The organism is Bacillus oleivorans (genome assembly GCF_900207585.1).
Lineage (GTDB): Bacteria > Bacillota > Bacilli > Bacillales > JC228 > Bacillus_BF > Bacillus_BF oleivorans.
The window spans coordinates 32,490-57,419 of sequence record NZ_OAOP01000004.1; the positions used below are offsets into that span (position 1 = coordinate 32,490).

Genomic DNA, 24,930 nt, shown 5'->3' on the forward strand with positions numbered 1-24,930 from the left:
GTAAGTCCCCCATAATCTTCTTTATATCTCTATCTATTTTGTATTTTATACAAAATTGAAAAAACCTGTTATGCCAACAGGTTTCCTTTTACTACTTTAAATAGAACAAGTATCTTTCATACCATTCATCAATAAAATCCGGTGCAAAAGGGCCTTTTCTTTGACGAATCCATCTGACTAATTTTTCTACATTTCTTTTCAGAATGTGATCAATCACGTCGGGATAATCCATGTTGCGGCGATGGAGCTCGTATTCATCTTCATCTAAGAGTGTATAGGTCATGTCAGGAAAAACTTTTATATCGAGGTCGTAATCTATGTATTTTAATGCTTCCTGGTCATAAGCAAAAGGTGAACTTAAATTACAATAATAATAAATGCCATCTTCACGAATCATCCCTATGATATTGAACCAATGCTGTGCGTGAAAATAACAAATTGCCGGTTCTCGGGTAATCCACGTTCTTCCGTCCGATTCGGTTACTGTTGTTCGATCATTGCCGCCGATAACGAGATTGCTTGTCCCTTTTAAAACCGTCGTTTCTTCCCAGACACGGTGAAGGAGGCCATTATGCTTATAGCTTTGGATTTGCATTTTTTCGCCTTCACGAGGAACAGTCATGCGTGTCCCTTCTTTCTTTACAAAAACCATACATGTATTATCAACCGTCCAATCTTAACAAGTTGCGCGTGCTTTTCTTCTTATTATAACGGTTAATAGTAAAATTTAAAACAAACACGCATACAAAAGAAAAAAGAGCCAATAATATGACTCTACACGGAAACTTGCTTTTGACCTTCCAGCTGATAGGTGAGGATCACTTCTTTGGTCTGCTCTTCAAAGGTTTGCTGGATCTTTTTTAACTCTATTCTCATATTCTCTATATCGTGCTGGATACTTTGCAAGCCTGCTTCTTCCTGTAACCGGATTAGCTCTGCTTCAATGTTTTGGCACCGTTCTAGTTCTGATTGTAAAAATAACAGTTGTTCCATCGTTTTCATTTGCTCTTGGACAAGCTTCTCGAACATTCCCATTTCTCTCTCTCCTTACATAAGCGTTGTAAGTAAATAATTCTTGCCTGACTGTTTTTTCCCTTTGACTAGTTCTGTAAGATTACCCCTGCTTTTGTCGAACGGTAACCGCCATGAAGAAAGCGTCTCATCGATGGGCTGAGACGCTTTCTTTTAAAGTTACTGCTGTTGTTGGTTTTGAGCTCCAGTAGTGCTTTGTGCTTTTTTAGCTTGAGATTGTTGGTTTTGTTGTCTTACTTGTTGAGCATTTGTTTCGCTAGCAAATTCTGTTCCGAATTGTCCAGCTCCAGCTGCTCCTGCTGCTCCTGCTGCTCCTGCTGCTCCAGCAGATGCTGCATTTTGCTTTCTTACTTGTGCAGCATTTGTTTTAGAAGCTTGTCCTTGTTGGTTTTGGCCCACTGTAATCACCTCCACAAGTCTTAATGTAACCACTTGTGAAGGAATTATCCGATTTTTACGTGGAAATCCTTGGAAAAATTACAACATAAGAGAGCGTCCGCCATCTACGATGACGGTTTGTCCCCGAATCATTTCCGCCTGATCAGACAGTAAAAAGGAAACAGTGCTTACTATGTCTGAAAGCTCTACCATTCTTCCCGCTGGGGTATGGCTGACTGCATCTGCTAATAACTCCTCACGGTTCGGGAAATGCTTTAAGGCATCTGTATCAATGGCACCGCCAGAAACCGCATTGACCCATATATTTTTAGGCGCCAATTCGACTGCCAAATAGCGAGTGAGGGCTTCCAAAGCAGCTTTTGAAACACCGACCACTGTATAATTTTCCAAGTAGCGGATTGAACCGAGAGAACTGATGCTTACGATTCTGCCCCCGCCTGCCTTTTCCATAAGCTTCGCTGCTTCTTGGGCGCAAAATAATAAGGCTTTAGTGTTAATGTTCATCGTCCAGTCCCAGTGATTTTCTTCTAATTCCATAATTGGTCTTTGCACACCTGATGCCGCATTACTGACAAGTACATCTAATCTTCCATATACCTCATCAATTTCTGCAAACATCGCTTTAATTTTTTCAGGATCTCCTACATTTGCCCGTATGATATGAGCTTTTTGACCAAGCTCCTCAATCCTTTCTGCCGTTTCAAGAGCCCCTTTTTTACTTCTTGCATAGTTAATCACTAAATCATATCCTTGCTTAGCCAGGTCAATCGCTATCGCTCTGCCAAGTCCGCGACTTGAACCTGTCACTAGTGCTACTTTATTACTCATCTGTACTTCCTCCAGTCCTATGAATAAAGTCGTTTTTTTTAACCAAAATAAGAAAAACTGCTTGAAAGGTGTTGTCTTTATGTATGTCGGAAGAGATATGACGGAATTGTCTATGACACCTAAAAATGAATGGCAAGACAAAGAATTGGCTTTTTTCCATCATTCTTTACAGCAAATGGCCCAGTATTTAAATAGTGAAGGGTTAACAATTCATAAAGAGATTATTAAAGAAATCGAACGAAGAGGGGGGCTTCAGCGACAAGAAGCCACCTACACTTCAGGAACCTTTCCCACTATTGACTAGGGTGTTTTTATAGGCTTCCCACATTTTTTGAAACGGAACAGGAAAAGCATATTGTGCTAATTGGCTTTCCTGAACCTGTAAATATGGGGAGTTTATTTTATGATGGAGCAATCCTTTAACGACGTAAGCATCCATTTCCCACTCTACATGGGAGAATACATGCTTGACTGTCGTTAAAGGCTCCATTGTTTGAATGTCCATTCCAAGCTCTTCCTTTAAAGATAAACGAAACGTTTCTAAATTTCGAGCGTCCCCTTCATCTCTTTCCCAGTTGGGATATTCCCACATCGATGCAAGCAGACCCGTTCTTGGTCTTTTCCGAATTACAAATTCTCCCGTATCTGTCATCACAATCGCAGCAATCCATTTTTTGTTTTTAATTTTTTTCTTTGTCTGCTTGATCGGAAGCATCGTTTCCTTTCCTTCATGGAATCCTTTGCAGTGCTCTCTTACTGGGCAAAGCAGACATGATGGAGCTTGGGGAGTACAGATTAAAGCACCTAATTCCATAATCCCCTGATTGAATGGTGAAGGATTCTCTGGATCGATTACTTCTTTTACGAGCTCCTCGAATAGTTTTCTCGTTTTTGGCTTCGCAATATCCTCTTCAATCGAAAAAATCCGGGAAAATACTCTCATTACATTCCCATCAACTGCAGGCTCCGGCTTGTTAAAGGCAATACTCATGACTGCCCCTGCCGTATAGGGTCCAACACCTTTAAGAGCTTGGAACTCATCGATATTCTCGGGGACTCGTCCCTCATAAATTTCAGCGACTTCTCTAACCGCAGATTGCAAATTGCGTACTCTTGAGTAATACCCAAGACCTTCCCATGCTTTTAAGATTTCATCTTCTTGCGCTTCAGCAAAATCCTGTAACGTCGGAAACTTTTCTAAAAAACGATTATAATAAGGGATAACTGTATCGACTCTCGTTTGCTGGAGCATGACTTCGGAAACCCAGATTTTATAGGGATCATTCGTTCTTCTCCAAGGCAAATCACGTTTTTCTGCTTCATACCAATTCACTAACGATTTTTGAAAATCTTCTATGTGAAAATCCTTTAATGCATTATGCAAAATCTCATTCACAGTTGCAGCTCCTTTACCTACAATAATACAGGGGCTCTTTTAACTCCGGTTCATCCTGTTAAACTTTCACGGAAAAGGGAATAAAATAAGTTACAGGCTTTAGATAAAAAGATCTCTTTTCCTATTGTACATGAAATGGTTTTGGATTTGACATATTTAAATTGCTTTATTATTGGATTGGTGAAATTAGGGGGAGAGGAAAACACGAGTGAAACATAAGAATCGCCGCTATGTTTCAAATGAAACGCAAGAACCGTCCCTATGTTTCAGGAAAGGGGGTAAATGATTGGATACAGGAACACATTTTGTTATGGGGGCCGCAATTGGCGGATTAGCGACGCTTGATCCTGTTGTTATGAGCAGTGATGCAACTGCGACTGCCGTATTGATTGCAGCTATTGTTGGCTCTCAGGCGCCTGATGTGGATACGATTTTAAAGCTGAAAAATAATGCTCTTTATATAAAACATCATCGTGGTATTACTCATTCGATTCCAGCTGTGATTCTTTGGCCAATTGGGATAACTCTAATCCTTCTTCTCTTTTTTCCTGATGCGAATTGGCTGCATTTATGGAGTTGGGCCTTTTTAGCCGTTTTCCTCCATGTATTTGTGGATATTTTTAATGCCTATGGAACTCAAGCCCTTAGGCCGTTTTCTGATAAATGGGTCGCATTAGGATGGATTAACACCTTTGATCCATTCATTTTTGGGATTCATTTAGTCGGTATTATGTTCTGGACTCTCGGTGCTCATCCAGGGTATACATTTTTAGCGATATACGCTGTTCTGGTTGTATATTACATTCTGAGATACCGCTCCAAACAAAATATAAAAAGAATAATTTCAAAACGGTTCCCTGACCTTAAAAAGGTGATTATTGCACCTACCATTCGTTTTTATCAGTGGCGAGTAGCCATTATTGACCATGACCACTTTTATGTCGGAAAGGCATTTAAAGATGAACTCATTATTTATGACGAGTTTAAAAGGCTTCCTTTTCCTAAGGAACATATCTTATCCGCGATACAAGGGGATGAAAATGTTTCAGCCTTTTTATCCTTCTCACCTGCTTATCGCTGGGAAATCGAAGAAGAGGACGATAAAATTGAGGTTCGCTTTATTGATTTAAGGTATCGGAAGGACGGTCATTATCCCTTTGTTGCGATTGTACACTTAGACCGGGATTTAAATATTATTTCGTCCTTTACCGGCTGGGTATATAGCGAAGAAAAATTACAGAAAAAATTGGAGATCCTTCCAGATTAACGTTTGGAAAGAATGTTAAACATCATACAGCATGAGATCATCCTTCTGATTCATACTATAGGTACGTGAGATAGCATTGATCAAAATCATGGTATTTCACGTCCCTCATTTTATTTAGTCAGGGGTGAGTGAGAATGCGGAATAAGGAAACCGGGTTTCCAATTGTAAGTGGCGGCAATAAGCTCGAAGGTGAACCACGTGCCAAAGCTGAATATGCATCAAAGCGGGCAGATGGCACAACTCAAACTCATCCACAAGAGCGTATGAGAGCATCCAACCAACGCGTAGACGATAATTCTGCACGTCCTTAGGAGGGTTTTTATATGGCCAATAGGAAAAACAAATTATTTTTTCAGGATGAATATCAAAGTCCATTTGAACAAACCTGGACGAACCGGAAGCATCTTTACTCCCAAGTAAAAGGACAAACCCAGCAAACGCAGAACCTTATTATTTTAGAACATCAGACAAGAAAACAATCGTAGTGGGCTGGATATCTCTTCACCACTTTATTTAGGTCGCATATTTATCACATCACCGAAAATTTAGGGCTGACAATTGAGTCAGCCCTTTTTGGTCCGGTCTTATTGTTTACGATCGTAGTCATGGTGCTCACTTTTTAGGACATCAGTTCCGTTATTTGTGACAAATCGTGCATTTTTGAAAATTATAGGACATTGGTTCCGCTATTATCGCAAAAACATGCGAATTTCGAATGATTTTCGGCAAATAACGGATCGTATGTCCTTTAAATTTTCAAACCCGCCGTTTTCTGGTAAATAACGGATCGTATGTCCTTTACTGTCAGAGGTATTCGTTACTACTCCGGGGTTATCCGTTACTAGCTATCCTCTAGATTGAGGACTCCGGCTCCACTATTTTGATTTATTAATTAAAAGCGATATCGGCAATGCTTCTTGTTCTACATTCCCGCTTAACCGATAACCCCAGGCAAACCTTCCATTTATGTAATCGATTTTAAAATATTGACCAGGGTCGCCGTGAATTTCATAAATCTCTCCCTTTTTATAATCGGAAGGATCGCGTAAATAAGCCTCTGCCATTACGGCTTTTCGCTCGAGAACCGCAAATTCATTCACCATTCCCATTTGTTCTGCCTTTCTTGCCTTTTCTTTTAACTGTCTGATTTCTTGCTCTAATTCTTCCTTGCTCATTTGGCTGTATCGCTTATCCTGATTCAATCCTAAACTCTCCTTTTGTAAAACCACTCATAATCAATAATAAAATACACAAGCTATCTATATGCTAACATTTTTGACATGCTATATTTTGTATCATATAAGAAGAAAAGGCTGGTTGCAAAGGAGGAGTCCTTTTGCGGGCAATATTGATTACAGGAGGAGGAACAGGATTAGGTAGAGAACTCGCCCATTTATTTGCTAAAGAAGGCTTCCATGTTATGCTTTGCGGAAGACGGGAAGAACCATTGCTTTATGTAAAGGATGAGATTGAACGCGAAGGCGGTTCAGCGGAAGCTTTTGTTTTAAACATTACTGACCTAGATGCAATCCAGCAATTCATTGTGAACACTGGACGTGCAGAAAAAATCGAAATCTTAATTAATAATGCTGGGGTTGGCCATTTTGGTGCCTTTGAGGAAGTGAAGCTTTCAGATATTGAAGTTATGATGGATACAAATTTCTATGGTCCTCTCTACTTATGTAAAACCCTTATCCCTTTCCTGAAAAACAGAAACAATGGAACGATTATCAATATTATTTCAACAGCAGGGTTAAGAGGCAAAGCCAATGAAACTGGATATTGTGCAAGTAAGTTTGCATTTCGGGGGTTAGGGGAAAGTCTGCAAAAAGAATATGAAAATTCCATCCATATTGTCAACGTGTTTATGGGCGGAATGAACACTCCTTTCTGGGAGGATCGTTCTTATGTAAAAAATCCTGAGTCCTTTATGAATCCCCATCACATCGCGCAAACGATTATGGAGCAATATCAAACTTCTCAGGAAATCAAAATCGAAAGGAAGAAGTCTTAGGCTAAGCAGTTGAGTTTTTGTGGCACTACACACGAAATAATATACATTAGCAGACCAAATCGAAAAATGGTTTAGTCTATTTATAATCTATCTCAGATATTTCGGAAGTTAAGCCTGATTAATTCATAGTAAACAACTGTTGTTGTTTGGACCACTAAAAATACCGCCACTGAAAAGTACATTTTATATCCATGCTGGTAGTGGGTTACTCCCATCCAAGTAGAAACTTTCTCCATGGTTAAACCAATTAGGGTCCAGCCTAAAATATACAGGATAAAATATTTCTTATTGATATTTAATACTTTATAAAAATAAATAAAAAAGTAACTGAACGTAGCGAATAAAAAGTACGTCAAGAGATCAGAAAGCTCATATCTGTTGGAATCGTTGACTCGATAAAAATCAAAAAGCCCTCCTCCAATTGTAAAGTCAAATAAAGATGAGCTTGCGAAGCCCCATACTAAAAACAATATGGTTATATAACGAGGAAGCTTTTTAGGAAATAGAAAAAAAGCAGCATAGGCAATAAATAGCATAACTAAAATATATATTTCATTTTTATCAAAAGATTCCCATAGCATCATTGGTCATGCACCTCATCCCTAGAAGTTTTATTAATGAACCTATATGAAAGCATAGCAATTAGATTTAAAGCTAAATAGTAAATGGTTTCATACCAAAAGGTCCAATTTTTGAATTCGGTGACGTTTAGAATGGTTGATATGAAACTGACAGCAACCAATAAAAATGTAGAAAAAATGAATAAAATGGTCTTCATTATGAGAGTTTCACTCCTAATTAGGAGGTTTAGGAATAGCAAAATAAGATTAGGGATAATGACGCTGCGATGTAATAAGTATGCTGTGTAAGGTAAGGCCTTTTTCGTTACTGTAATTAATTTCAGTTCATCAATAACAATCCATGAAAAGTTTATACTTAAGATCAATATTATTAAAAAAATAAATGTGCCCTCTACCAAGTTCATCTTTTTCTTAATAACCGCAAGACTAGATATCACAAGCCATGAGATAAAGAAAAATACTAAAAACTCCACTTAAGTCCTCCATTGTAGTTTTATTTACTAGTCTGGCAATCAGTAAAAAATGTATTCGTAAAAATAAAAAGCATGGATTTCAATATTAATCCATGCATTTCGTATTTAGTATTAGATCTCTTCCTCTTTTTCATGAATAAACCGTTCAATTAGATCGATTTCAAATCCTTTACGAAATAAAAATTGTTTCACCTTAAGACGGTCGCCGCCGTATCTATGCCAGGCTTTTTCCCCTTGCTTAACAATTGCATTCCATTCTTCGTCTTCATCAGAATTCCAATTCGCCTCTTCAAGGGAGATGGAAATAACGTTTGACTGATATCCTTTTTGAACAAGCTTTTCATACAGCTTTTGTTTTTTTTCAAGCGTAGAGAATTTGGATAAACCCTTACTCCATTTTTCAACAAGCTCAATCGCCTTTTCAATTGCCCTTTCTTCAGTGAAAAGATCCATAGCCTTATTTATGTAGTCAGGGCTGATTCCTTTTTCCTTTAATCGCGCCATTATCCACGTCGGTCCTTTATCGCTGGTTTGCATATAGGTTTTGACAAAGGCAATCGCGTATTCATCGTCTTTTATGTAGTTGTATTCCTCAAGGTGATGGAGAACTTCCTCAAGGACTGCTTCATCAATTTCCTTTTGCAGCAGATATTGCTTTACTTCTTCCCTGCTCCGCATCCTGGCTGTCAAATAATTAGCAGCCAAATGAATCCCTTTCCGAATCTGATCCTGGTATTGAATTTCTTGAATATCGAAGTCCGAGAGTTCTTTCCCTTTCTTCAGCTGAAACGAAACAAGGACATGTTCATCAACACTAAACGCATACTCTTCTTTTTGTCCATCAGACACATATATATTATAACGGCCTTGATTTTTCTTCTGCGGAGTAATTTTAGAGACAATCATCTAAACCACCTCCCCTATACTGTAGCACATTTTTTGCCTATAATTGTTATCAAATATACAGAAAATGTAAGGACAAAGGAGGAATCCTTCTTATGAAAATTGCAATTGCAGGCGGAAGCGGATTTGTCGGAAAAGCTTTAGCTGACCTATGTCTTCAGAAAGGATATGAAGTGACGGTTTTAACGCGGAGCGAGTCACGCGCATCCGAAAATCCTAAACTGAACTATATCCAATGGCTCTCACCAAATACAGACCCAGAGAATCATTTAGATGGATTTGACTGCTTGATTAATCTTTCGGGGGAATCCCTTAACAGTGGTCGCTGGACTCGTAAAAGAAAACAGCAAATTGTCGATAGCCGGATCACAACAACCAAAGAACTCATCAGAATACTTTCTATGCTGGAGAAAAAACCTAGTATCGTCGTTCAGGCAAGTGCAGTCGGTATTTATGGGACATCAAAAGATCAAACGTTTACTGAGGATACGGAAGATTACGGTTCTGACTTTTTAGCCGAAACCGTAAAGTCGTGGGAAAAAGAAGCACATGCTCTAAATCAGCTTGGAATCCGAACCTGTTTGGCCCGGTTCGGTGTCATTTTAGAAAAAGACGGAGGGGCACTACCGCTAATGGCTCTGCCCTATAAATTATTTGCAGGCGGCCGGTTAGGGCGTGGTGATCAATGGGTTTCCTGGGTTCATTTAGAGGATGCCGCAAGAGCGATTTTATATATAATCCATAATCCAAAGCTGCAGGGGCCGATCAACATTACCTCTCCTAACCCGAGCCCAATGGAGGAATTCGGTAAAACCTTAGGATCTGTATTAAAACGTCCTCATTGGTTCCCTACACCGGGCTTGGCATTACGACCGGTGTTAGGCGAAAAAAGCATGCTTGTTTTAGAGGGGCAAAAAGTATTGCCTGAAAGGCTGAAGCAAGCAGGTTTTACCTTTCAATATCCAAAACTGAATCAGGCCCTGGAGCAAATCTTTTCCAAATAACTGTATCTTATTTGTGGCAATAGGGCAGAATAGAACTAAATCTTTGCCTGAAAGGATGAGGATGTTTTGGATAAGAAGAAACGTGAAAAAATGAGAAGTAATCTGACAAGCATGCAAGAAGTCCGATATCAAAGAGATTTTAAATTAGCTGACCGTGCCGCCGGATTCGAAGTACATAAGAAAAGAGATTAACTTTTACTCATAAATAAAAGGGTCATGGAGAAACTAATGAACGAGGAGCCAAAAGGTTCTTCGTTCTTTTCTTTATGTAAGGCTGAAACCTTAATATAGGGGGAGATCCGCATGGGCAGAGGACACGTTCATCGTAAAAACAGAGACAAAAATGCAAATTCCTTACCACAAACCCCAGCTAATCTAAAACGACCAGCTGTGGAGTATTCGGAAGAGTTAGCAGACGCAGATGATTTGGAAGCTCAAGCTCGTGCGAATGCAGCTAACCAGCGTGTTAAAATGAGACAACATAGGAATTTAAATAAATAATTCTCCTTAAGGAAAGGGATTGTCTCGTTTTTTAGCGGAGATAATCCCTTTTCCTGTGAATAAAATTATACACATGATTGTGGATAGTGTGAATAAATTTGTGGATGGTTGGTGTAATAAGGTTTTTTTTGTTTGGAAATGTGGATAGATTTTCATACAGAAATGTGGATAGTGTGAATAAGTGGCGTTTTTCTGTTAATAAGGCTGTTCTTACTGTGGATAAGTCTGTGGATGCTTGATTAATTTATAAAAGCCTGCTTTTGGCATTTTTAGTTAAGGACACTTTTGTAGCGCTCTCGCTTGAATTCAACTTGGGGCTTTTTTTTCACTCGATTTTTTCCGTCACACCGCTTATGATGGACACTTTGACTACTCTCCCAGTCTTTTTACCCAACCCAAATTAACAACGGCTACAAAAAAAGTGTGAAACACAAGGTTTCACACTCGATCCGAAATTATTGATACATCAATTCTCTTTTCTTTTGAACATCCTGATCCTCTAGGAACTCATCGTATGTCATCTGCTTATCGATTAGACCGATTGGCGTAATTTCAATAATGCGATTCGCAATCGTTTGAACAAACTGATGGTCATGGGAAGTAAACAAGACAGAACCTTTATAATTAATTAAGCCGTTATTTAATGCAGTAATCGATTCAAGATCTAAGTGGTTAGTTGGTTCATCTAAGATTAGCACATTCGCTCCACTTAACATCATTTTCGATAGCATACAGCGTACTTTTTCTCCCCCAGATAAAACAGAGGACTTTTTCAGCACCTCTTCCCCAGAGAACAGCATTCTTCCTAGGAAACCGCGCAGGAAGCTTTCACTGTCGTCTTTTGGTGAGAACTGACGAAGCCAGTCCACAAGGTTAAGGTCCGTATTAAAGTATTCGGAGTTGTCTTTTGGAAAATAGGCTTGAGAAGTGGTTACTCCCCATTTAAACGAACCGCTATCCGGCTCCATTTCACCCATTAAAATTTTAAACAGCGTTGTAATCGCCAACTCATTCTTCCCAACAAAGGCGATTTTATCATCCTTATTCATGATAAAGCTGACTTGGTCTAAAACCTTTTCACCGTCAATCGTTTTAGATAAGTTCTCAACACGCAACAAATCGTTTCCGATTTCGCGGTCCATCGCAAAATGGACATACGGATATCGTCTTGACGATGGTTTAATGTCATCTAACGAGATTTTATCTAACAGCTTTTTACGGGAAGTTGCTTGTCTGGATTTAGATGCATTTGCACTAAAGCGAGCAATAAAGTTTTGCAGTTCTTTAATCTTTTCTTCTTTTTTCTTGTTGGCATCTTGAGCCATTTTTAAAGCTAATTGACTGGATTCATACCAGAAATCGTAGTTCCCTACGTAAATCTGGATTTTTCCGAAATCAAGGTCCGCCATGTGAGTACATACTTTATTTAAGAAGTGACGGTCATGGGATACAACAATGACGGTATTTTCAAAGTTAATTAAAAACTCTTCTAACCACTGAATGGCATGAATGTCTAAATGGTTCGTCGGCTCGTCCAGAAGCAAAATATCTGGCTTGCCAAACAAAGCTTGTGCCAGTAACACTTTTACTTTTTCAGAACCAGATAAATCCGCCATTTTTTTGTTATGGAGTTCCTCACCAATTCCGAGACCTTTTAGGAGAATTGCAGCTTCAGATTCCGCTTCCCATCCGTTTAGCTCAGCAAATTCGGCTTCTAATTCAGCGGCCTTCATTCCGTCTTCATCTGAAAAATCAGGCTTCATATAGATTGCATCTTTTTCCTGCATCACTTGATACAAACGTTCGTGACCCATGATAACCGTTTGTATGACTTCCTGTTCTTCGTATTCAAAATGGTTTTGCTTTAGCACGGCTAATCGCTCACCAGGAGTAATCGAAACATGTCCAGTTTGCGGTTCAATATCACCTGATAAAATTTTTAAAAAGGTTGACTTCCCTGCACCGTTCGCACCAATGAGGCCGTAGCAGTTTCCTGGGGTAAATTTTATATTAACGTCTTCAAACAGTTTTCTGTCACCATAGCGAAGACTTACGTTGCTTACAGTTATCATATTATTTTATCTCCTCCGTCAAGCTATTCAAGAATGATTGTACCACAGAATTACGTCATATCGTCACTCGAACTTATATCTACTCTTAAATAAACGATATATTGTATGCAATTTATTACGATTATGCACACGATTACCAGTATAGGGAAAAAATGAGGTTTTTAATCTTTTCTATGTGGTAAAATCTCCTTACATCGGTTTAGGGTGAAATGAAAATGAATGTAAAGCTAGAACCAGTCAATAAGGAAAATTTCCATTCTTGTATTAGATTAAAAGTGGCTGAGGACCAAAAAAACTATGTTGCTACTAATCTTTATTCAATTGCTGGATCAAAGGTTAACCCCAATCTTCACCCATATGTTATTAATGATGGAGATGCGGTCATTGGTTTTGTTATGACAGACATTGACTTGTCGGAAACCGACATGTTACGTGAAAGACGTGATATTTTCCATACAAGTACAGCTTGAAATTTATCTTTCTCAACATCCGATATCGATGTTTTCTTTTGCTTTCATCTTTTTGTGTATATGTCCCCCTGTATTGTACTTTGAACATTACCGTACATAAAATAAATCATTTTCGGTAGAAAGAAATTAGGGTTCATGGTAAAATCACATTAGGAAAATAAAGGCAATGTAACCTTTGGGTTCAACCTCGCTGAAAAGTAGGTTGGACCCTTTTTGCATTCTTAAACCTAAAGGAGGACTTATGATGTTGAGAACAGAAATGCTGTTGCATCGGCTGGACGAGATCGGCAAATCGCTCGAAAAAAAAGGGGGTGCCCTATTATTATTAGGTGTCGGTTCCGTTGGAATCGAGACGGCTCGGCTGGACGACTATTCAGATTTGGATTTCTTTGTCGTTGTAAAACCTGAACTGAAAAGCAGATATATCAACCATTTGGATTGGCTAGAAGAAGTTCACCCTTTAGCTTATTCTTTTAAGAATACGGAAATTGGCTATAAAATTCTGTTCGAGGACGGCATTTTTGGTGAATATGCGGTATTTGAGGAATCGGAACTGATCAATGGATCCTATACCGAAGGGAGAGTCATATGGAAGGATCCGTCCTACCAGAACACGGGAATTTCAAAACCTACCAACCCGATACCTAGCCCGAAAAAAGACTCGTTAGACCATCCTTTGAACGAAGCTTTAACTAATCTTTATGTGGGCCTCGGCCGCTATGCCAGGGGAGAGCGCCTATCAGCGACGAGGTTCGTCCAAGGTTATGCTGTGGATAGGATTTTATCCGTACTTCATCTGCTCGAGCCAGAGGTGGATTACTTTCCAGATCCTTTCGGAAACGAGAGGCGCCTTGAAAAAAGATACCCTCGTTTCGCGGGAATCATTGCAGACATGATACAGGGATATGATCATGTACCTGAATCTGCACTTCGTATTTTAAGCTTCATAGAAGAAGTGTATCCCGTTAATCGAAAACTAAGCGATGAAATACGACGTTTAGCCAAAATTTCCTGCCGTTAACAAAGGAGTTGAATCTTATCATATAAAAATAGCTATCTATTGTTCCATTTCTGCCATTACTTGTTTTGCATAAGAGAATAGATCAAAAATAGAGTTAACCTCTCAAAAAGAGCCAAATTTCTCTATCAGGAAATTTGGCTTATTAGTTATATCTCGAAAGTCCGTTAAACAAATTGCTGACTAGGCTGTTTACAAAAAAACTCACCACTTTGTACTGGACTTCCATTGTTAGTTTTGTATCTAATAATGAAGGTCCAGTGCATTAAGGAATGCTCTCTAATAAATTCTTCACCGCTGAAGTATTTCCTCTAATTCAACTAAACTGCTCCGTTAGCACAATAACTTCAACAAAAAAAGCGTTAATCCTCTTGGATCAACGCATCCGTTAGTTCAACTAATGCAGACTTCTTCCTATCTGTTTTCTGCTAACGTATTTCGAACTGTAGCTTGAGGAGGTTGCTCCATCCACCCATTTTTTATCATAATATTAACAGCATCTTCTAAATACTTGGCTGATTCCGCCAATAAACGTGTAAAATGTAGCCCGATATCTCGTCTGTTGCATAAACCAATTGCAGTGCCGTACCTGCTTATGAACACAGAACCTAGTGACATAATGAAAAACATCATCATTTTATCGCTAAAAGGGGGTGTGGTTGAGTTCGTTACTTCAGATTCGTAAGTTGTTGGGGAAGGCAAATCATCTTCTCTTAGTAATGATGTAAATACCTCAATGTGTTTATCACACATTTCCTTACCTCTATAAAAAATTCACGAAGGTCTTTTGATTTTGCTATTTGACTGTACGACATGAGCTTTGCTCCTGCGAAAGCTACCCCTCTAATATTAAAAACTAATTGATTGATTTCAATCGCATTTAAAGGTCTTCTATGGCCAAACCAGCCCGTTAAAAATCCATGTTGATGTACAAAATCTGCTTTTTCAGGTATAGGAATAGTTGGTGCGGAATTTGCCAATCCTCTTTTTACCAATAAATCTTTACTTTGATTATAAAGTTTTGTAGTTAAAGAAACACAATGAGTAAAAAAGTTACGGACATCCAATCGATTTGAATTCACTAACGAAAAACCGTAAAACTCTAATCCATTCTCACCTAAAGAATTGTATTGAATAAGAGCAAATTGGTCGGAATATAACCGAGGGGCATTTAAATCTACATCTTCTTCAGTAAATCCGAACGGCAAAGGAAAGTTTTCTTGTTTTAATATTTTTTCTACATTGCCAACAATCTCCTGCGAAATTTCTAATGCAAATTCTATAATGGAACGAATCTCTTCATCCTTACATTTTTTCATGTAGTAAGGTATAGAAAAAATATACATTAAATTATTCATATACGTTGTCCAGAGATTTGCAATTTCTGAAGCATTTAATTGTATTTTCATCATGAACCCTCCATCTGTATCAATGTTAATAATTTACCCATTTTTAAAAATAAAAAACGAAAACAGGAAAATATGTAGTTTTAGGAATGACCCATTTTTGTCTTTGATCGTTTGGATATTAATTGAAGTAATCTGCTCCGTTAGTGGAACAAGAAAATAAGCTGCCACAGTAGCCACCCTTCTTCAACTCTCGCACCCGTTACTGGAATAAGCAACAGACTTTTATGGCTTAAAATCATCGTATTGTGAATACACACTCTTTGTGTTTTTGTTGTGTTTTTCGTGCCTTGGTCGAATTATAATTTTATCTCAAACTAAAATCGCATTAATCAATTCAAAGAGTAAAGACTATTTAATAAAGGAGGATAATTAATGAAATACAAAGCAGAGAAAACAATCGAAATTTCATCTTTGATAATTGTGTCACTATTATTAATAAAGTTGACACCAAAAAATAAAATTCGTGAATCAATAGTTATATTTTTGTTTAAACAAGTACTAACATGGGTTTTTGGATTACTAGTGGTACAAAAAAACTTAATTTCCTATCCATATCGCTTATTTTTCAAAAAGGCAAATAAAGCTAGTTTTTCATTCGAATATTTTATATATCCTGGACTGTGTGCTTTATTTAGTTTGTACTACCCAAAAAATAAATCTAACCTTTTAAAAACCCTACATTCCTTTATTGGTCCTTCAGTAATAGTCATCTTTGAAATTATTGCAGTAAAATATACAAAATTAATTAAATATAAAAAATGGGCTTGGTATTGGAGCTTTATAACAATTTGGATAACAGATTACTTAACACAAGCTTTTCACAACTGGTTTTTTAAAACTGAATTTCATGAATAAAAAGGGGCAGGTAGACTGCCTCTTTTTGTATTAATTTAAATACACGATAAGAGTCAAATACGACATTAGTCTTTTTGAACTAATCTGCCCATTAGTGAAAAGGCGACTGTTATTAAACAACCGTACCCGTTTGTTGAAGAAGTTTGTTAAAATGCAACATAAAAAGGATGTTCATCCTCATTTAGTATCTTAACAATTCTTTCTTTAAAATTTGACCAAGTAACCATCTTTAACACTTCTTCTAAAGTAAAAAATCCAACTTCTAAACTTTCACTACTAGTCTGCGGTTCCCCACCTATCGCTTTTGCAAGCCAACAAGTAGCACAAACATTAGCTTTTATATTTTGATAGATACCACAGAACTTAATTACCTCAATATCAATCCCAGATTCTTCTTTTACTTCTCTTATAATTCCATCCTGTATGGTTTCTCCTAATTCTATTACCCCGCCAGGAAATTCCCATCCTCTACGTAGACCTCTAATAAGTAAAATTTTACCCTCATCATTTAGAACTACTGCACCCGCTGAAAGAGAGTGTCTTGGCATAGACATATAACAACCACCTTTAAATAAAAATGGATTCCTTATTTCTTAATTTATAACGTTACGCTTACTATAAAACATACTACTCCTACAAACAGAAAAAATTGAATCAAAAAAACTCCCCCGCTTCCGTTCTTTTTACAAATATGTACGCAGCAATGCTCTCTTAGTTTCATCATTATTTTCTTACTACAACAAAATTGCCCCTTTAGTGCAATATCTTCAAAAAAAATACGTTAATCCATCTTGGATCAACGTACCCGTTTGTGAAAGAAGAAATATCAATATAAACAAATGAACTTTTCCACTTTGCCTAATTTCAACGAAAGGACGAATTTCATACTTTTACTTTATTGCTGCAAGTTTGTGTTTATCAACTTCTTCCTATTTGTCACAAGTGGAGGCTGTTCCAGCCATTTCTTTTCAACTACTATATCAAAAGTGTCTTTAGAGTACGCCATTACCTCTGCAATGATTTTGCTATATTGAGCTGCAAGGTCTGTTCTCATGGACACTGACATGGCGTGCGAAATTAAGCTGATGTCTACAGAATTCAATACATTTATCATAGATAATATAAGCTTGTCCGAAAATGGAGATACAGTAGAATCAGTTACTTCCATGCTCACCGTCACCGTACCAAGAAGGTCTTCTTCCATTAATAAATTGTTGAAAAATGAGATTTGTTTTTCACTGATCGTTTTTCCTCTAATAACGTGAGCCTTTAGTTTCTTGTCCTTTAACACTTGAGCAAATCCGAGCATGATAAGAACTGAGAAGTAATTTCGCTCAACATTAAAGAAAACCTCAGACACTTCAATTGCATTCAACGGACGCTTTGTTCCAATTATTCCCGAAAGAAACGATTCCTTCTGAACAAACTCGATTTCTTTTGGGTAGTTCATTTTAGGCGGACGGTCATAAATACCTTTTGACAACATCATCTTGACTGCTTTTCCGAACATCTCGGTAGACGTATGAATGCATTCAGTAAAGAAGTCGAGCACATCAAGTCGAACGTTGTTAGAAGCAGTATAACTAAAATTAATCATACCCAACCGATTCGTCATGTAAATGTAACTCAGGGCAAACGCATCATGAAATAGCGGAGGGGCGGACAAATTCACATCACCTTCAGAAAAAGCTGAGGGTAACGGAAAATTTTCGGCAAGGAAGATATTTTTTATTGTATCTAATCGTTTTTGAGAAATTTGCAATGCCTCTTTTACCAGCGGTATGATTTCCTCATCTTGAAGATGATGCAAAAAGTATGTAAGGAAACAAGTGCTCATGCTCTCTTGAATAAAAACACCCCAAAGCCCGCCAATTTCCGTGCATGTCAGTTCTATATTCGCCTGCTTTCCATGTGGTTTCAAGCGGTGAATCCTCCTTAATATGCTTTTAGGTATAGTTTCTCATACTGATTTATTAATTAACCCTCAATTTTAAAGAAGGAATTAACTCGCAGATGTATCATAACGAACTTATAATACATTTGATTTAATCACTTCTTCATTGAACTAACGTGCCATGGTCGTTCAATAGCTTCAAAAAAAATGCGTTAATCCTCCTTGGATCAACACACCCTGTTATTTAACAAGAAGCGCAGCTAGCATCGTTTCAAAGCACGAAAGAGTCAATCATGTAAAAAACGAGTAAAACTAAAAAGCCTAAATCACTTTAAGATTTAGGCTTCACACAGACATGCTATTTTACACGTTTCTCCAGGTAACAGTTTCCCTTACAAAAAATGCTTTGTTAAGTTACCTTCCCCCGTGCTTCAATATCCCAAACGTCAGTTACAACACCTTCTTGATGGATCACATACTCATCAAATAAGTTAACAACCGGACAAGCATGGTTCGGAATAATTTGGACGACATCGTTTAAACATAAGGAGGTTTCCCCTTCAATAGACGCAATACCATGCTCCTCCGATAATCTTTCAATAGTTATCTCAGAATGACCGACCACATGGCCAAAGCCCTTTACACTTTTGTTCCCATGTGCCCCCTGATCCAAACAAAGTACTTTGCTGCCCGTATCTAATACTATTGTCTTCCGATTTGGATACTTCCCGGCTACAGCAGCTAATACAGTTAAAGCACATCGGTCGATTTCCGTTACCCCTAGACCGGCTTGAATCGCATCAAAAAATACGGCATTTCCCGGTCTTACCTCATTAATTCCTTTAACTTTCCCAGCTATTTTGTAGGTTGGGGTTGAGCCCACACTCCGAACAGCAATCGGGATTCCCTCCCGTTCACACGCTTCCGCACTTTCGGCAACAGCTTTCCCTTCTAATAGCCCAATCTTTTCAATTTCCGCCAAAGAAGGTGCAGCATAAGAATGGCCAGCATGGGTAAAAATACCGCCTAGTTTTAGTTTCTTTTTTAAAGCAATATTCTTTGCTAACTGAACAGCTTCACTTCCTGGCTCCACCCCACACCGATTCAAGCCGGAATTGACTTTAATCCACACTTCCAATTGGTGAGGCGTCTTAGACATAAACTGATCCAATAACCCTAGCTGCTCCAAATTATCTACGGCTACTTTCAAATGAACTTCCTGACCTAGCAACTCAATAAGCCTGTTGACTTTTTTCTCAGCTGCAATCGGATAGGCAATCAGAATATCTTTAATCCCGGCACGAGCCATCACCTCTGCCTCTCCAATTTTAGCTGTTGTAATGCCGACCGCCCCTGCCTCTAACTGCATTTTTGCTATTTTCGAGGATTTATGGGTTTTAATATGTGGCCGAAGCATCAGCCCATTTTCCTTGGCGAAATTGGCCATATCGCGAATATTAGCTTCCAGCTTACCCTGATCAAGCAAGAGTGTTGGTGTATCTAGTTCGTAAATCGATTTTCCCGTTTGTGTCATCTGCTATAGCCTCCTTCATCTTCTATTGCCACTCATTCCATTTTTGAACAAATTTCTGCTTTTGTACTTGCAAGAAAGTATTTCCGTCATTGTCTTTCTTTTGCTTTTGCCATTCGTAAAAGCTTGCGACAGCAATGAGTACAGAACCTGCAATTAATAGGTACGCCCACCAAGGCAATCTTCCCCAGTATGGCCTTGTTTGCAGCAGCAGGTTGAGCAATAGCATCCCGCTTCCAATAAAGAAGAACGACTTTCTGCGGAAAAATAACCCAGCAACTAATGCAAACAAAGACAGGCTTCCGGCAATAATCGCATCATAAATCGTATTGCTCTCTAGGGCATCAAAGATTAATAGACTAGCTACAACAATAAGAACTGCCCATAATAGCAGGTCCATTTGTTTTTTCGCTGTTTTCCAAGTACGCTTTTCCAAGAAAATGACAAGGGCAACCCATGGAAGGATATAAAGTTCGGTTTCGATAAATGGATTAATATATATATCGCCGAGCCATACATAATACGGGTGTAAGACACTAATACATGCAACCGTAATCACGATATTTTGCACGATCTTCTTCTCTACCCGTTTTATTTGAAGAAATAACACAAGCGAAATGAATAAAGGCGGAATTTCTTTAAGCCACAAAGGCGAATCCCAGTTAATAAAGGCATAAGCATTTAAAATTAACAGAAACGAAGCAACTGCATACCAGTCAACTTTTACTTTTAATAAATTTACTTTTTCCCACCGATAAAGATTGGGAAATAATACAAAGCCTATTAATAATAAGATTATAGCTATTCCCAAATAACTGAGAACCATGAATCCATCTGTTAAATCTAATAATTTCAATGCACCATCTATTAGCAGCAAGGGAATAATCGCAAACAGATGCCAATCAGAGTAATGCACTACAGTCAAGCTGATTACAATGAGTGAAATAGCTGCCCCAAATACGATCAATGGGTAGTCAAGATAATAGGACGTTGTTAGTACAAACGTTCCTAAGATTGAAATCGGGACCAGATACCACTTGATTCTGTCCTTCCACACTTCGTTTGTAACTAACCATAAAATAAAGATAATGGCAGACGTTGCCCATATCGTGTATGGTTCCCACTCTGGCCGAACATCCATATCGACCTGGTAAGACACCAAAAACAATAATAAAGTCGTAAATCCAAGGTAAAGAAATAATCGTTTTTCCCATTCCCTTGTTCGCTTCCAAATACTATAACCGTATATACCCATTGCCATTACAAAAAGAAATGGCTGGTTATCCATAAAAATAGAAACCGATAAAAGACTTACAGGCAGATAGAGATGAGCCAGATAGAAATAGCCATTTCTTAAAGCCAAAGCTGCTTTTTTCAAAACCGCATCAAGTACAATCAGTAAAATAGCTCCTCCTACACAAAGAGAAGGATAGATAGAATGATTGGACTCCCAAACCTCTTGAATCAAAGAAAGATAGGCTGCTAGTGTAACGAAAGGAATCAGATTCCAGACAATGTCCCGGCTTATTCGTTTTGCAAGCAAATAGTACATCGGGATTGCGCCTAGGAATAAGCCTGCTCTAACAAAGTACGGATCGCCCATTTCAGACATACTTAGGAGTATTCCCCATGTATAAGTCCCTTCTGCAACCCAGAATGTTGTCCTCGTAAGCTTCGAAATTCCGAGCTTGTTCCATCCAAATGAAATTCCGAGAAGCAGGATTCCCACCACCCCAATGTGAAAGGCATCTCCATATACTGTTTGATAAAACGAAACATGTTCGAGAAAATGCGGATAAAGAGTTAGTCCTGCAAATAACCAGCTTATTGGTACAAGCCAGCCTGCTGTTTCTCTGCACCAGAATAGTGAAATACTCCTATAAGTAACAAACATCAGGCTCCCATAAATAACAAGCAGAACGGTGAGCAAAACCCAGCTGCCCGTTACAAATGCAATTAACAAGGAAAGCAGCATCGGACCAAACGAAATAAAAAATGAGCTGAGCTTAATCGATTTCGTGTAGTGCCATTTATTCCAATAAAATCCGCCGAGGAATAAAAGTACCCCAACCGCAAATATATGGATCGAAACGACATCAATCGTTGGCTCATTATAAATCAGACCAATTGTATGCAACCCACCTGCAATTGCAAACACAGGAGCTAATATGGAAAACAAACGAAACTTAGATACATTGCTTAGAACGATATAATTGATGCTAATCAGGAAGTAGGCAATCACAAGAAGCCAAGAAGGCTCATCCCACCGCAAAGCTAATCCTTTATAACTGATAAAAATAAAGGCACAGAAAGAGATGATGGCATTTGTAGATTGGAAAATCTTTCGTAAAGCGCCCTCCTGTGAAGTCCTGTTTTGCAAAAACAGAAAGACAAAGCCAACCAGCGCATAAAGCACGACATCGACTGAAACCAATATAGAGTTCTCGATTAACTGATAAACCCCATATACAAACAAAAGAGTGAACACAAAGTTGTATTCTTTTCGGTTCAGGACAAAGATCATTGCCAAAAAGATGATGGCCGTTAGAATCAAGTTAAAGCTATGGAAAATGCTATTTTCATAGAAAAACAGCATCAGAACAGTCGAAAATACTAGGTTAGCTTGCGCAAATAAAGGAATTTCCTTGGTGAAAAGCTCCCATTGCTTTTGTGACTTTAAACGGACATAAGCAAGCAGCAATATTGCATTATAAATGACAATCCCTAAATAAAACACATCAATAGGCGGGTTAAAAGCCGAGATACTATACCCCACCCCAATACTGAGTGTAATAAGTGAAAACCATACAAACAGCCTCGACCCTTGTCTTTTCGCATGAAAGGCATAAAGCGGCAGACAGATAAATGCTCCGAGCAATCCTAATACGTATTTACCATCTCCAAAAACTGACAGCCACGGTCCAAACAATTCAAAGTAACCCGCTGAAAAAATGACAATCGGCAAAAATAAGCTTCCGAGTGTTAAGAAGGCAAAAGCGGTCTGCTTAATTTTTAATTTATGACCACTAAACCAGCTGATGAAAAAGAATAAAATCGACACACCTGAGATCAAAGCGGTCTTCATCATCGCCGTCATAACATCCCAATTACTGGTCGCTAAAACGAGTCCTCCCATTAATAACAAAACGACTCCGATGATCAGAACCCATGTAACATTGCGGTCCCTGATCTCTTGAGCTGTTTTCTTCGGTTTAGGAGGTTTTACGACTGGTGCAGGTTTTGGCTCGGCTTCAAGATTTGGCCGTGTTAACTCGGTTTTGACCGGCACCTCTTCTTCTATTGTTGGGCGAAAATAGAAATGCTGGTACGCCATTTTAATCTTTTCGTACACACTATCTTCAATAAATCGGCTATCTTTTAATTTTGTTAACTCTTCATTGAAAATCTTTTTTCGTTCCTCAAGATTCATTAGTACCCTCCATTTTTTTCCTGAGTTACTTCAACTATAAACAGACTGGGTAATATTGACAACGGTGAATTTGGTGAAAGGGGCAGATATTTGTCGATCAAGGATTCTCAGATGCGGATTTGACGTGTAATTTATACGGTGATGGAATAAACAAATACTTCCTTTCCCCACTTGATAATTGTCTTTTCTGCTGTCATCCCAATTCGCTCTGCCACTTTGGTAGAGGGGGTGTTATGAACATCAGGTAAGGATATAATCTTTTTAAGGTTCAACTGCTCAAATCCATATTTCTTACAGGCAGCCGCCGCTTCTGTAGCATACCCTTTTCCCCACTCCCGTCTTACAAACAAATAACCAATTTCCATTTCAAATACACCATCGACTTCCTGAGGCACAATTCCACACTGTCCAAGAAACTCACCAGTTTCTTTATGTTCTACAATCCAAAGACCGACTCCGTAATTTTTATAATTGTTTAATGTCCACTCTATCCAACTCATGGTTTCCTTTTCACCCTTGGTTGATGGATAATATTTCATCGCTACTGGATCTGAAAAGATTTCCATTAAATTTGGCACATCATCTTTCGTCATTTCTATTAAGTTTAATCGATCTGTGGTTAGAATGTAGGAACTCATTTTAACCTCTCCTTTATTCTTTTTATTGGTGACGCAATCCAATATTCTTATTTCCATTCTCGTTTTAACAATGAATAACAATAATGATCATGATACTGTCCGCTAAAAAAGAGGCGATCTCTAAAAATTCCCTCTTTTTTAAAATGCAGCTTTTCTAATAACTGGATGGAACGTTGGTTATTTAGAGCGACATACGCATGAATGCGGTTGAGTTTCATAATTTTGAACCCGTTCTTTATGACACCTTCTAATGCTTCTGTCATATACCCCTTGCCCCAGTATTCAGACAATAAATCGTAGCCAATTTCCGCTATGTGATTAACCCGATCCCAGCTATGAAATCCGATGGTACCAAGCATCGAATGGTCTGCTTTTCGCATAATCCCCCAGCGGTTATGATTTTTTCCTTCACAATCTAAATTCCAAATTATAAAGTTTTCGGCTTCTTTATATGTAGTGAATAAATCGGCATCATACAAATACTTACATACCGTTTCATCAGAATATAACTTAAAAATGAAAGGAGTATCCTCCAGATTCAGCTCTCTCAGATAGAGTCTCTTTGTTTCTAAGGGGGGATATTCTTTCTGTAAAGTCATCACGATAACCTCTTTTCAGTTGGTTCTTTTAAAAAGTACCCTTCATACGAATAACTTTTTCATTAACTTCAGGACCTAATTCCACCATTCCGTTTTTTTGGTAATATTTTAGGGCTCTGGTATTTGTGGGAGAGAATCTCTCAAATGAAATTCCTCCACTTTATTCTTTTTAAAAAACTCGCATGCATATGCGTACAATTCTCTGCCTAAGCCTATTCCCCTTTTTTTAGCGACTAAGTAAAAAAGATGAACATAACCAATGTCCTTTCCCTGATAGAATTTGCTAGATAGTTCAAGCTGACCCACTGTATTCCCAGCTTCCTTTACCATAACAAATCCATCTGGGAACTCTTCAATCTGCCCTGTAAGCCAGGTTAGATATTCATGTTCCTTAAAATCAGAAGAGTCCCCAAAGCTTTCTTTAAAGGAATCTTTGCGGAACTCTAAGACTTTGTCACGTTCTATTTGCAAATTAATAGTTTCAAACTGGAGCAACCATAAACATCTCCTTTCACATTTTGTCACTAAGGTATTTTAAGTTTACCAATATTATCCTATAATTTATATACTGATAGTTTTTGTGAATGTTACATATCAGATGAAACGTCTCTATTTC

At 38.2% G+C, this 24,930-nt stretch carries 29 protein-coding genes; 11 read left to right on the forward strand and 18 right to left on the reverse strand.

The window, feature by feature from the left end:
- Positions 1-91 precede the first annotated feature (91 nt).
- The 4 genes from ntdP to fabL form a co-directional block, all read right to left on the reverse strand.
- Positions 92-622, reverse strand: a complete 531-nt coding sequence (gene ntdP, locus CRO56_RS09725) for a nucleoside tri-diphosphate phosphatase (RefSeq protein WP_097158441.1) — start codon at positions 620-622, stop codon at positions 92-94.
- Positions 623-774: 152 nt separating this feature from the next.
- Positions 775-1,035, reverse strand: coding sequence for a YgaB family protein (locus tag CRO56_RS09730; protein ID WP_097158442.1), 261 nt, complete (start codon positions 1,033-1,035; stop codon positions 775-777).
- 156 nt (positions 1,036-1,191) lie between these two features.
- Positions 1,192-1,431 carry a gamma-type small acid-soluble spore protein gene (locus tag CRO56_RS09735; protein ID WP_097158443.1) on the reverse strand — a complete coding sequence of 80 codons (240 nt, stop codon included), beginning with the start codon at positions 1,429-1,431 and terminating at the stop codon, positions 1,192-1,194.
- 78 nt (positions 1,432-1,509) lie between these two features.
- Positions 1,510-2,259: an enoyl-[acyl-carrier-protein] reductase FabL gene (gene fabL / locus CRO56_RS09740; protein WP_097158444.1), complete on the reverse strand. Its 750-nt coding sequence runs from the start codon at positions 2,257-2,259 to the stop codon at positions 1,510-1,512.
- 79 nt (positions 2,260-2,338) lie between these two features.
- Here fabL and CRO56_RS09745 point away from each other — a divergent pair, with 79 nt between their 5' ends.
- Complete coding sequence (locus CRO56_RS09745; RefSeq protein WP_097158445.1) at positions 2,339-2,563, forward strand: cytosolic protein; 225 nt, start codon at positions 2,339-2,341, stop codon at positions 2,561-2,563.
- Here CRO56_RS09745 and mutY read toward each other — a convergent pair.
- Positions 2,537-3,655, reverse strand: a complete 1,119-nt coding sequence (mutY, locus tag CRO56_RS09750) for an A/G-specific adenine glycosylase (RefSeq protein ID WP_245855761.1) — start codon at positions 3,653-3,655, stop codon at positions 2,537-2,539. The two genes, CRO56_RS09745 and mutY, sit on opposite strands and share 27 nt — an antisense overlap.
- Before the next feature lie 286 nt (positions 3,656-3,941).
- Between mutY and CRO56_RS09755 the strand changes: the two genes are divergently transcribed.
- The 3 genes from CRO56_RS09755 (at position 3,942) to CRO56_RS09765 (ending at position 5,407) form a co-directional block, all read left to right on the forward strand.
- Complete coding sequence (locus CRO56_RS09755) at positions 3,942-4,922, forward strand: metal-dependent hydrolase (protein WP_097158446.1); 981 nt, start codon at positions 3,942-3,944, stop codon at positions 4,920-4,922.
- A gap of 134 nt (positions 4,923-5,056) precedes the next feature.
- A complete protein-coding gene (locus tag CRO56_RS09760; protein WP_097158447.1) occupies positions 5,057-5,233 on the forward strand; it encodes a small, acid-soluble spore protein K in 177 nt (58 codons plus the stop codon).
- A 12-nt stretch (positions 5,234-5,245) separates the two neighbouring features.
- Positions 5,246-5,407 (forward strand): YpzG family protein, encoded by a 162-nt coding sequence (locus tag CRO56_RS09765; RefSeq protein ID WP_097158448.1) that lies wholly within the window; start codon positions 5,246-5,248, stop codon positions 5,405-5,407.
- Positions 5,408-5,797: 390 nt separating this feature from the next.
- Here the strand turns inward: CRO56_RS09765 and CRO56_RS09770 are convergent, their stop codons facing one another.
- Positions 5,798-6,124 carry a YfhH family protein gene (locus CRO56_RS09770; RefSeq protein ID WP_281257296.1) on the reverse strand — a complete coding sequence of 109 codons (327 nt, stop codon included), beginning with the start codon at positions 6,122-6,124 and terminating at the stop codon, positions 5,798-5,800.
- Between the two features lie 134 nt (positions 6,125-6,258).
- Here CRO56_RS09770 and CRO56_RS09775 point away from each other — a divergent pair, with 134 nt between their 5' ends.
- Complete coding sequence (locus CRO56_RS09775) at positions 6,259-6,936, forward strand: SDR family NAD(P)-dependent oxidoreductase (protein ID WP_097158449.1); 678 nt, start codon at positions 6,259-6,261, stop codon at positions 6,934-6,936.
- Between the two features lie 92 nt (positions 6,937-7,028).
- Here the strand turns inward: CRO56_RS09775 and CRO56_RS09780 are convergent, their stop codons facing one another.
- Both CRO56_RS09780 and recX read right to left on the reverse strand, forming a co-directional pair.
- A complete protein-coding gene (locus tag CRO56_RS09780; RefSeq protein WP_097158450.1) occupies positions 7,029-7,520 on the reverse strand; it encodes a hypothetical protein in 492 nt (163 codons plus the stop codon).
- A 581-nt stretch (positions 7,521-8,101) separates the two neighbouring features.
- Positions 8,102-8,896: a recombination regulator RecX gene (gene recX / locus CRO56_RS09790; protein ID WP_097158452.1), complete on the reverse strand. Its 795-nt coding sequence runs from the start codon at positions 8,894-8,896 to the stop codon at positions 8,102-8,104.
- A gap of 92 nt (positions 8,897-8,988) precedes the next feature.
- Here recX and CRO56_RS09795 point away from each other — a divergent pair, with 92 nt between their 5' ends.
- The 3 genes from CRO56_RS09795 (at position 8,989) to CRO56_RS09805 (ending at position 10,398) form a co-directional block, all read left to right on the forward strand.
- Positions 8,989-9,897 carry a TIGR01777 family oxidoreductase gene (locus CRO56_RS09795; protein ID WP_097158453.1) on the forward strand — a complete coding sequence of 303 codons (909 nt, stop codon included), beginning with the start codon at positions 8,989-8,991 and terminating at the stop codon, positions 9,895-9,897.
- Positions 9,898-9,963: 66 nt separating this feature from the next.
- Positions 9,964-10,089: a YfhE family protein gene (locus tag CRO56_RS09800; RefSeq protein ID WP_097158454.1), complete on the forward strand. Its 126-nt coding sequence runs from the start codon at positions 9,964-9,966 to the stop codon at positions 10,087-10,089.
- Positions 10,090-10,200: 111 nt separating this feature from the next.
- On the forward strand, positions 10,201-10,398 hold the full coding sequence (locus CRO56_RS09805; protein ID WP_097158455.1) for a YfhD family protein: 198 nt from the start codon (positions 10,201-10,203) through the stop codon (positions 10,396-10,398).
- A 455-nt stretch (positions 10,399-10,853) separates the two neighbouring features.
- Here CRO56_RS09805 and CRO56_RS09810 read toward each other — a convergent pair whose 3' ends face one another.
- Positions 10,854-12,470 (reverse strand): ABC-F family ATP-binding cassette domain-containing protein, encoded by a 1,617-nt coding sequence (locus CRO56_RS09810; RefSeq protein WP_097158456.1) that lies wholly within the window; start codon positions 12,468-12,470, stop codon positions 10,854-10,856.
- 215 nt (positions 12,471-12,685) lie between these two features.
- Between CRO56_RS09810 and CRO56_RS09815 the strand changes: the two genes are divergently transcribed.
- Positions 12,686-12,940, forward strand: a complete 255-nt coding sequence (locus CRO56_RS09815) for a hypothetical protein (protein WP_097158457.1) — start codon at positions 12,686-12,688, stop codon at positions 12,938-12,940.
- Positions 12,941-13,184: 244 nt separating this feature from the next.
- Positions 13,185-13,961 carry a hypothetical protein gene (locus CRO56_RS09820; protein WP_097158458.1) on the forward strand — a complete coding sequence of 259 codons (777 nt, stop codon included), beginning with the start codon at positions 13,185-13,187 and terminating at the stop codon, positions 13,959-13,961.
- A 411-nt stretch (positions 13,962-14,372) separates the two neighbouring features.
- Here the strand turns inward: CRO56_RS09820 and CRO56_RS09825 are convergent, their stop codons facing one another.
- Positions 14,373-14,711 (reverse strand): DUF3231 family protein, encoded by a 339-nt coding sequence (locus tag CRO56_RS09825; RefSeq protein ID WP_097158459.1) that lies wholly within the window; start codon positions 14,709-14,711, stop codon positions 14,373-14,375.
- Positions 14,672-15,367 (reverse strand): DUF3231 family protein, encoded by a 696-nt coding sequence (locus CRO56_RS09830; protein WP_179714238.1) that lies wholly within the window; start codon positions 15,365-15,367, stop codon positions 14,672-14,674. Before CRO56_RS09830 ends, CRO56_RS09825 begins: the two co-directional genes overlap by 40 nt.
- Positions 15,368-15,739: 372 nt before the next feature.
- On the opposite strand from CRO56_RS09830, the gene CRO56_RS09835 reads away from it, so the two are divergent.
- Positions 15,740-16,222 (forward strand): CBO0543 family protein, encoded by a 483-nt coding sequence (locus CRO56_RS09835; RefSeq protein ID WP_097158461.1) that lies wholly within the window; start codon positions 15,740-15,742, stop codon positions 16,220-16,222.
- 146 nt (positions 16,223-16,368) lie between these two features.
- Here CRO56_RS09835 and CRO56_RS09840 read toward each other — a convergent pair whose 3' ends face one another.
- From CRO56_RS09840 to CRO56_RS09870, 7 genes are all read right to left on the reverse strand, one after another.
- Positions 16,369-16,776 (reverse strand): NUDIX hydrolase, encoded by a 408-nt coding sequence (locus CRO56_RS09840; protein ID WP_097158462.1) that lies wholly within the window; start codon positions 16,774-16,776, stop codon positions 16,369-16,371.
- Between the two features lie 341 nt (positions 16,777-17,117).
- The gene (locus CRO56_RS09845; RefSeq protein ID WP_097158463.1) at positions 17,118-18,143 is read right to left on the reverse strand and encodes a DUF3231 family protein; all 1,026 of its coding nucleotides are present in this window, start codon (positions 18,141-18,143) and stop codon (positions 17,118-17,120) included.
- A 382-nt stretch (positions 18,144-18,525) separates the two neighbouring features.
- Positions 18,526-19,650, reverse strand: coding sequence for an alanine racemase (locus CRO56_RS09850; protein ID WP_097158464.1), 1,125 nt, complete (start codon positions 19,648-19,650; stop codon positions 18,526-18,528).
- 22 nt (positions 19,651-19,672) lie between these two features.
- Positions 19,673-23,077: a hypothetical protein gene (locus CRO56_RS09855; RefSeq protein ID WP_097158465.1), complete on the reverse strand. Its 3,405-nt coding sequence runs from the start codon at positions 23,075-23,077 to the stop codon at positions 19,673-19,675.
- Between the two features lie 131 nt (positions 23,078-23,208).
- The gene (locus CRO56_RS09860) at positions 23,209-23,715 is read right to left on the reverse strand and encodes a GNAT family N-acetyltransferase (protein ID WP_097158466.1); all 507 of its coding nucleotides are present in this window, start codon (positions 23,713-23,715) and stop codon (positions 23,209-23,211) included.
- Positions 23,716-23,762: 47 nt separating this feature from the next.
- Entirely contained in the window at positions 23,763-24,314 is a 552-nt protein-coding gene (locus CRO56_RS09865) for a GNAT family N-acetyltransferase (protein ID WP_097158467.1), read from the reverse strand.
- 108 nt (positions 24,315-24,422) lie between these two features.
- Positions 24,423-24,809 carry a GNAT family N-acetyltransferase gene (locus CRO56_RS09870; protein WP_245855763.1) on the reverse strand — a complete coding sequence of 129 codons (387 nt, stop codon included), beginning with the start codon at positions 24,807-24,809 and terminating at the stop codon, positions 24,423-24,425.
- Positions 24,810-24,930 lie beyond the last annotated feature (121 nt).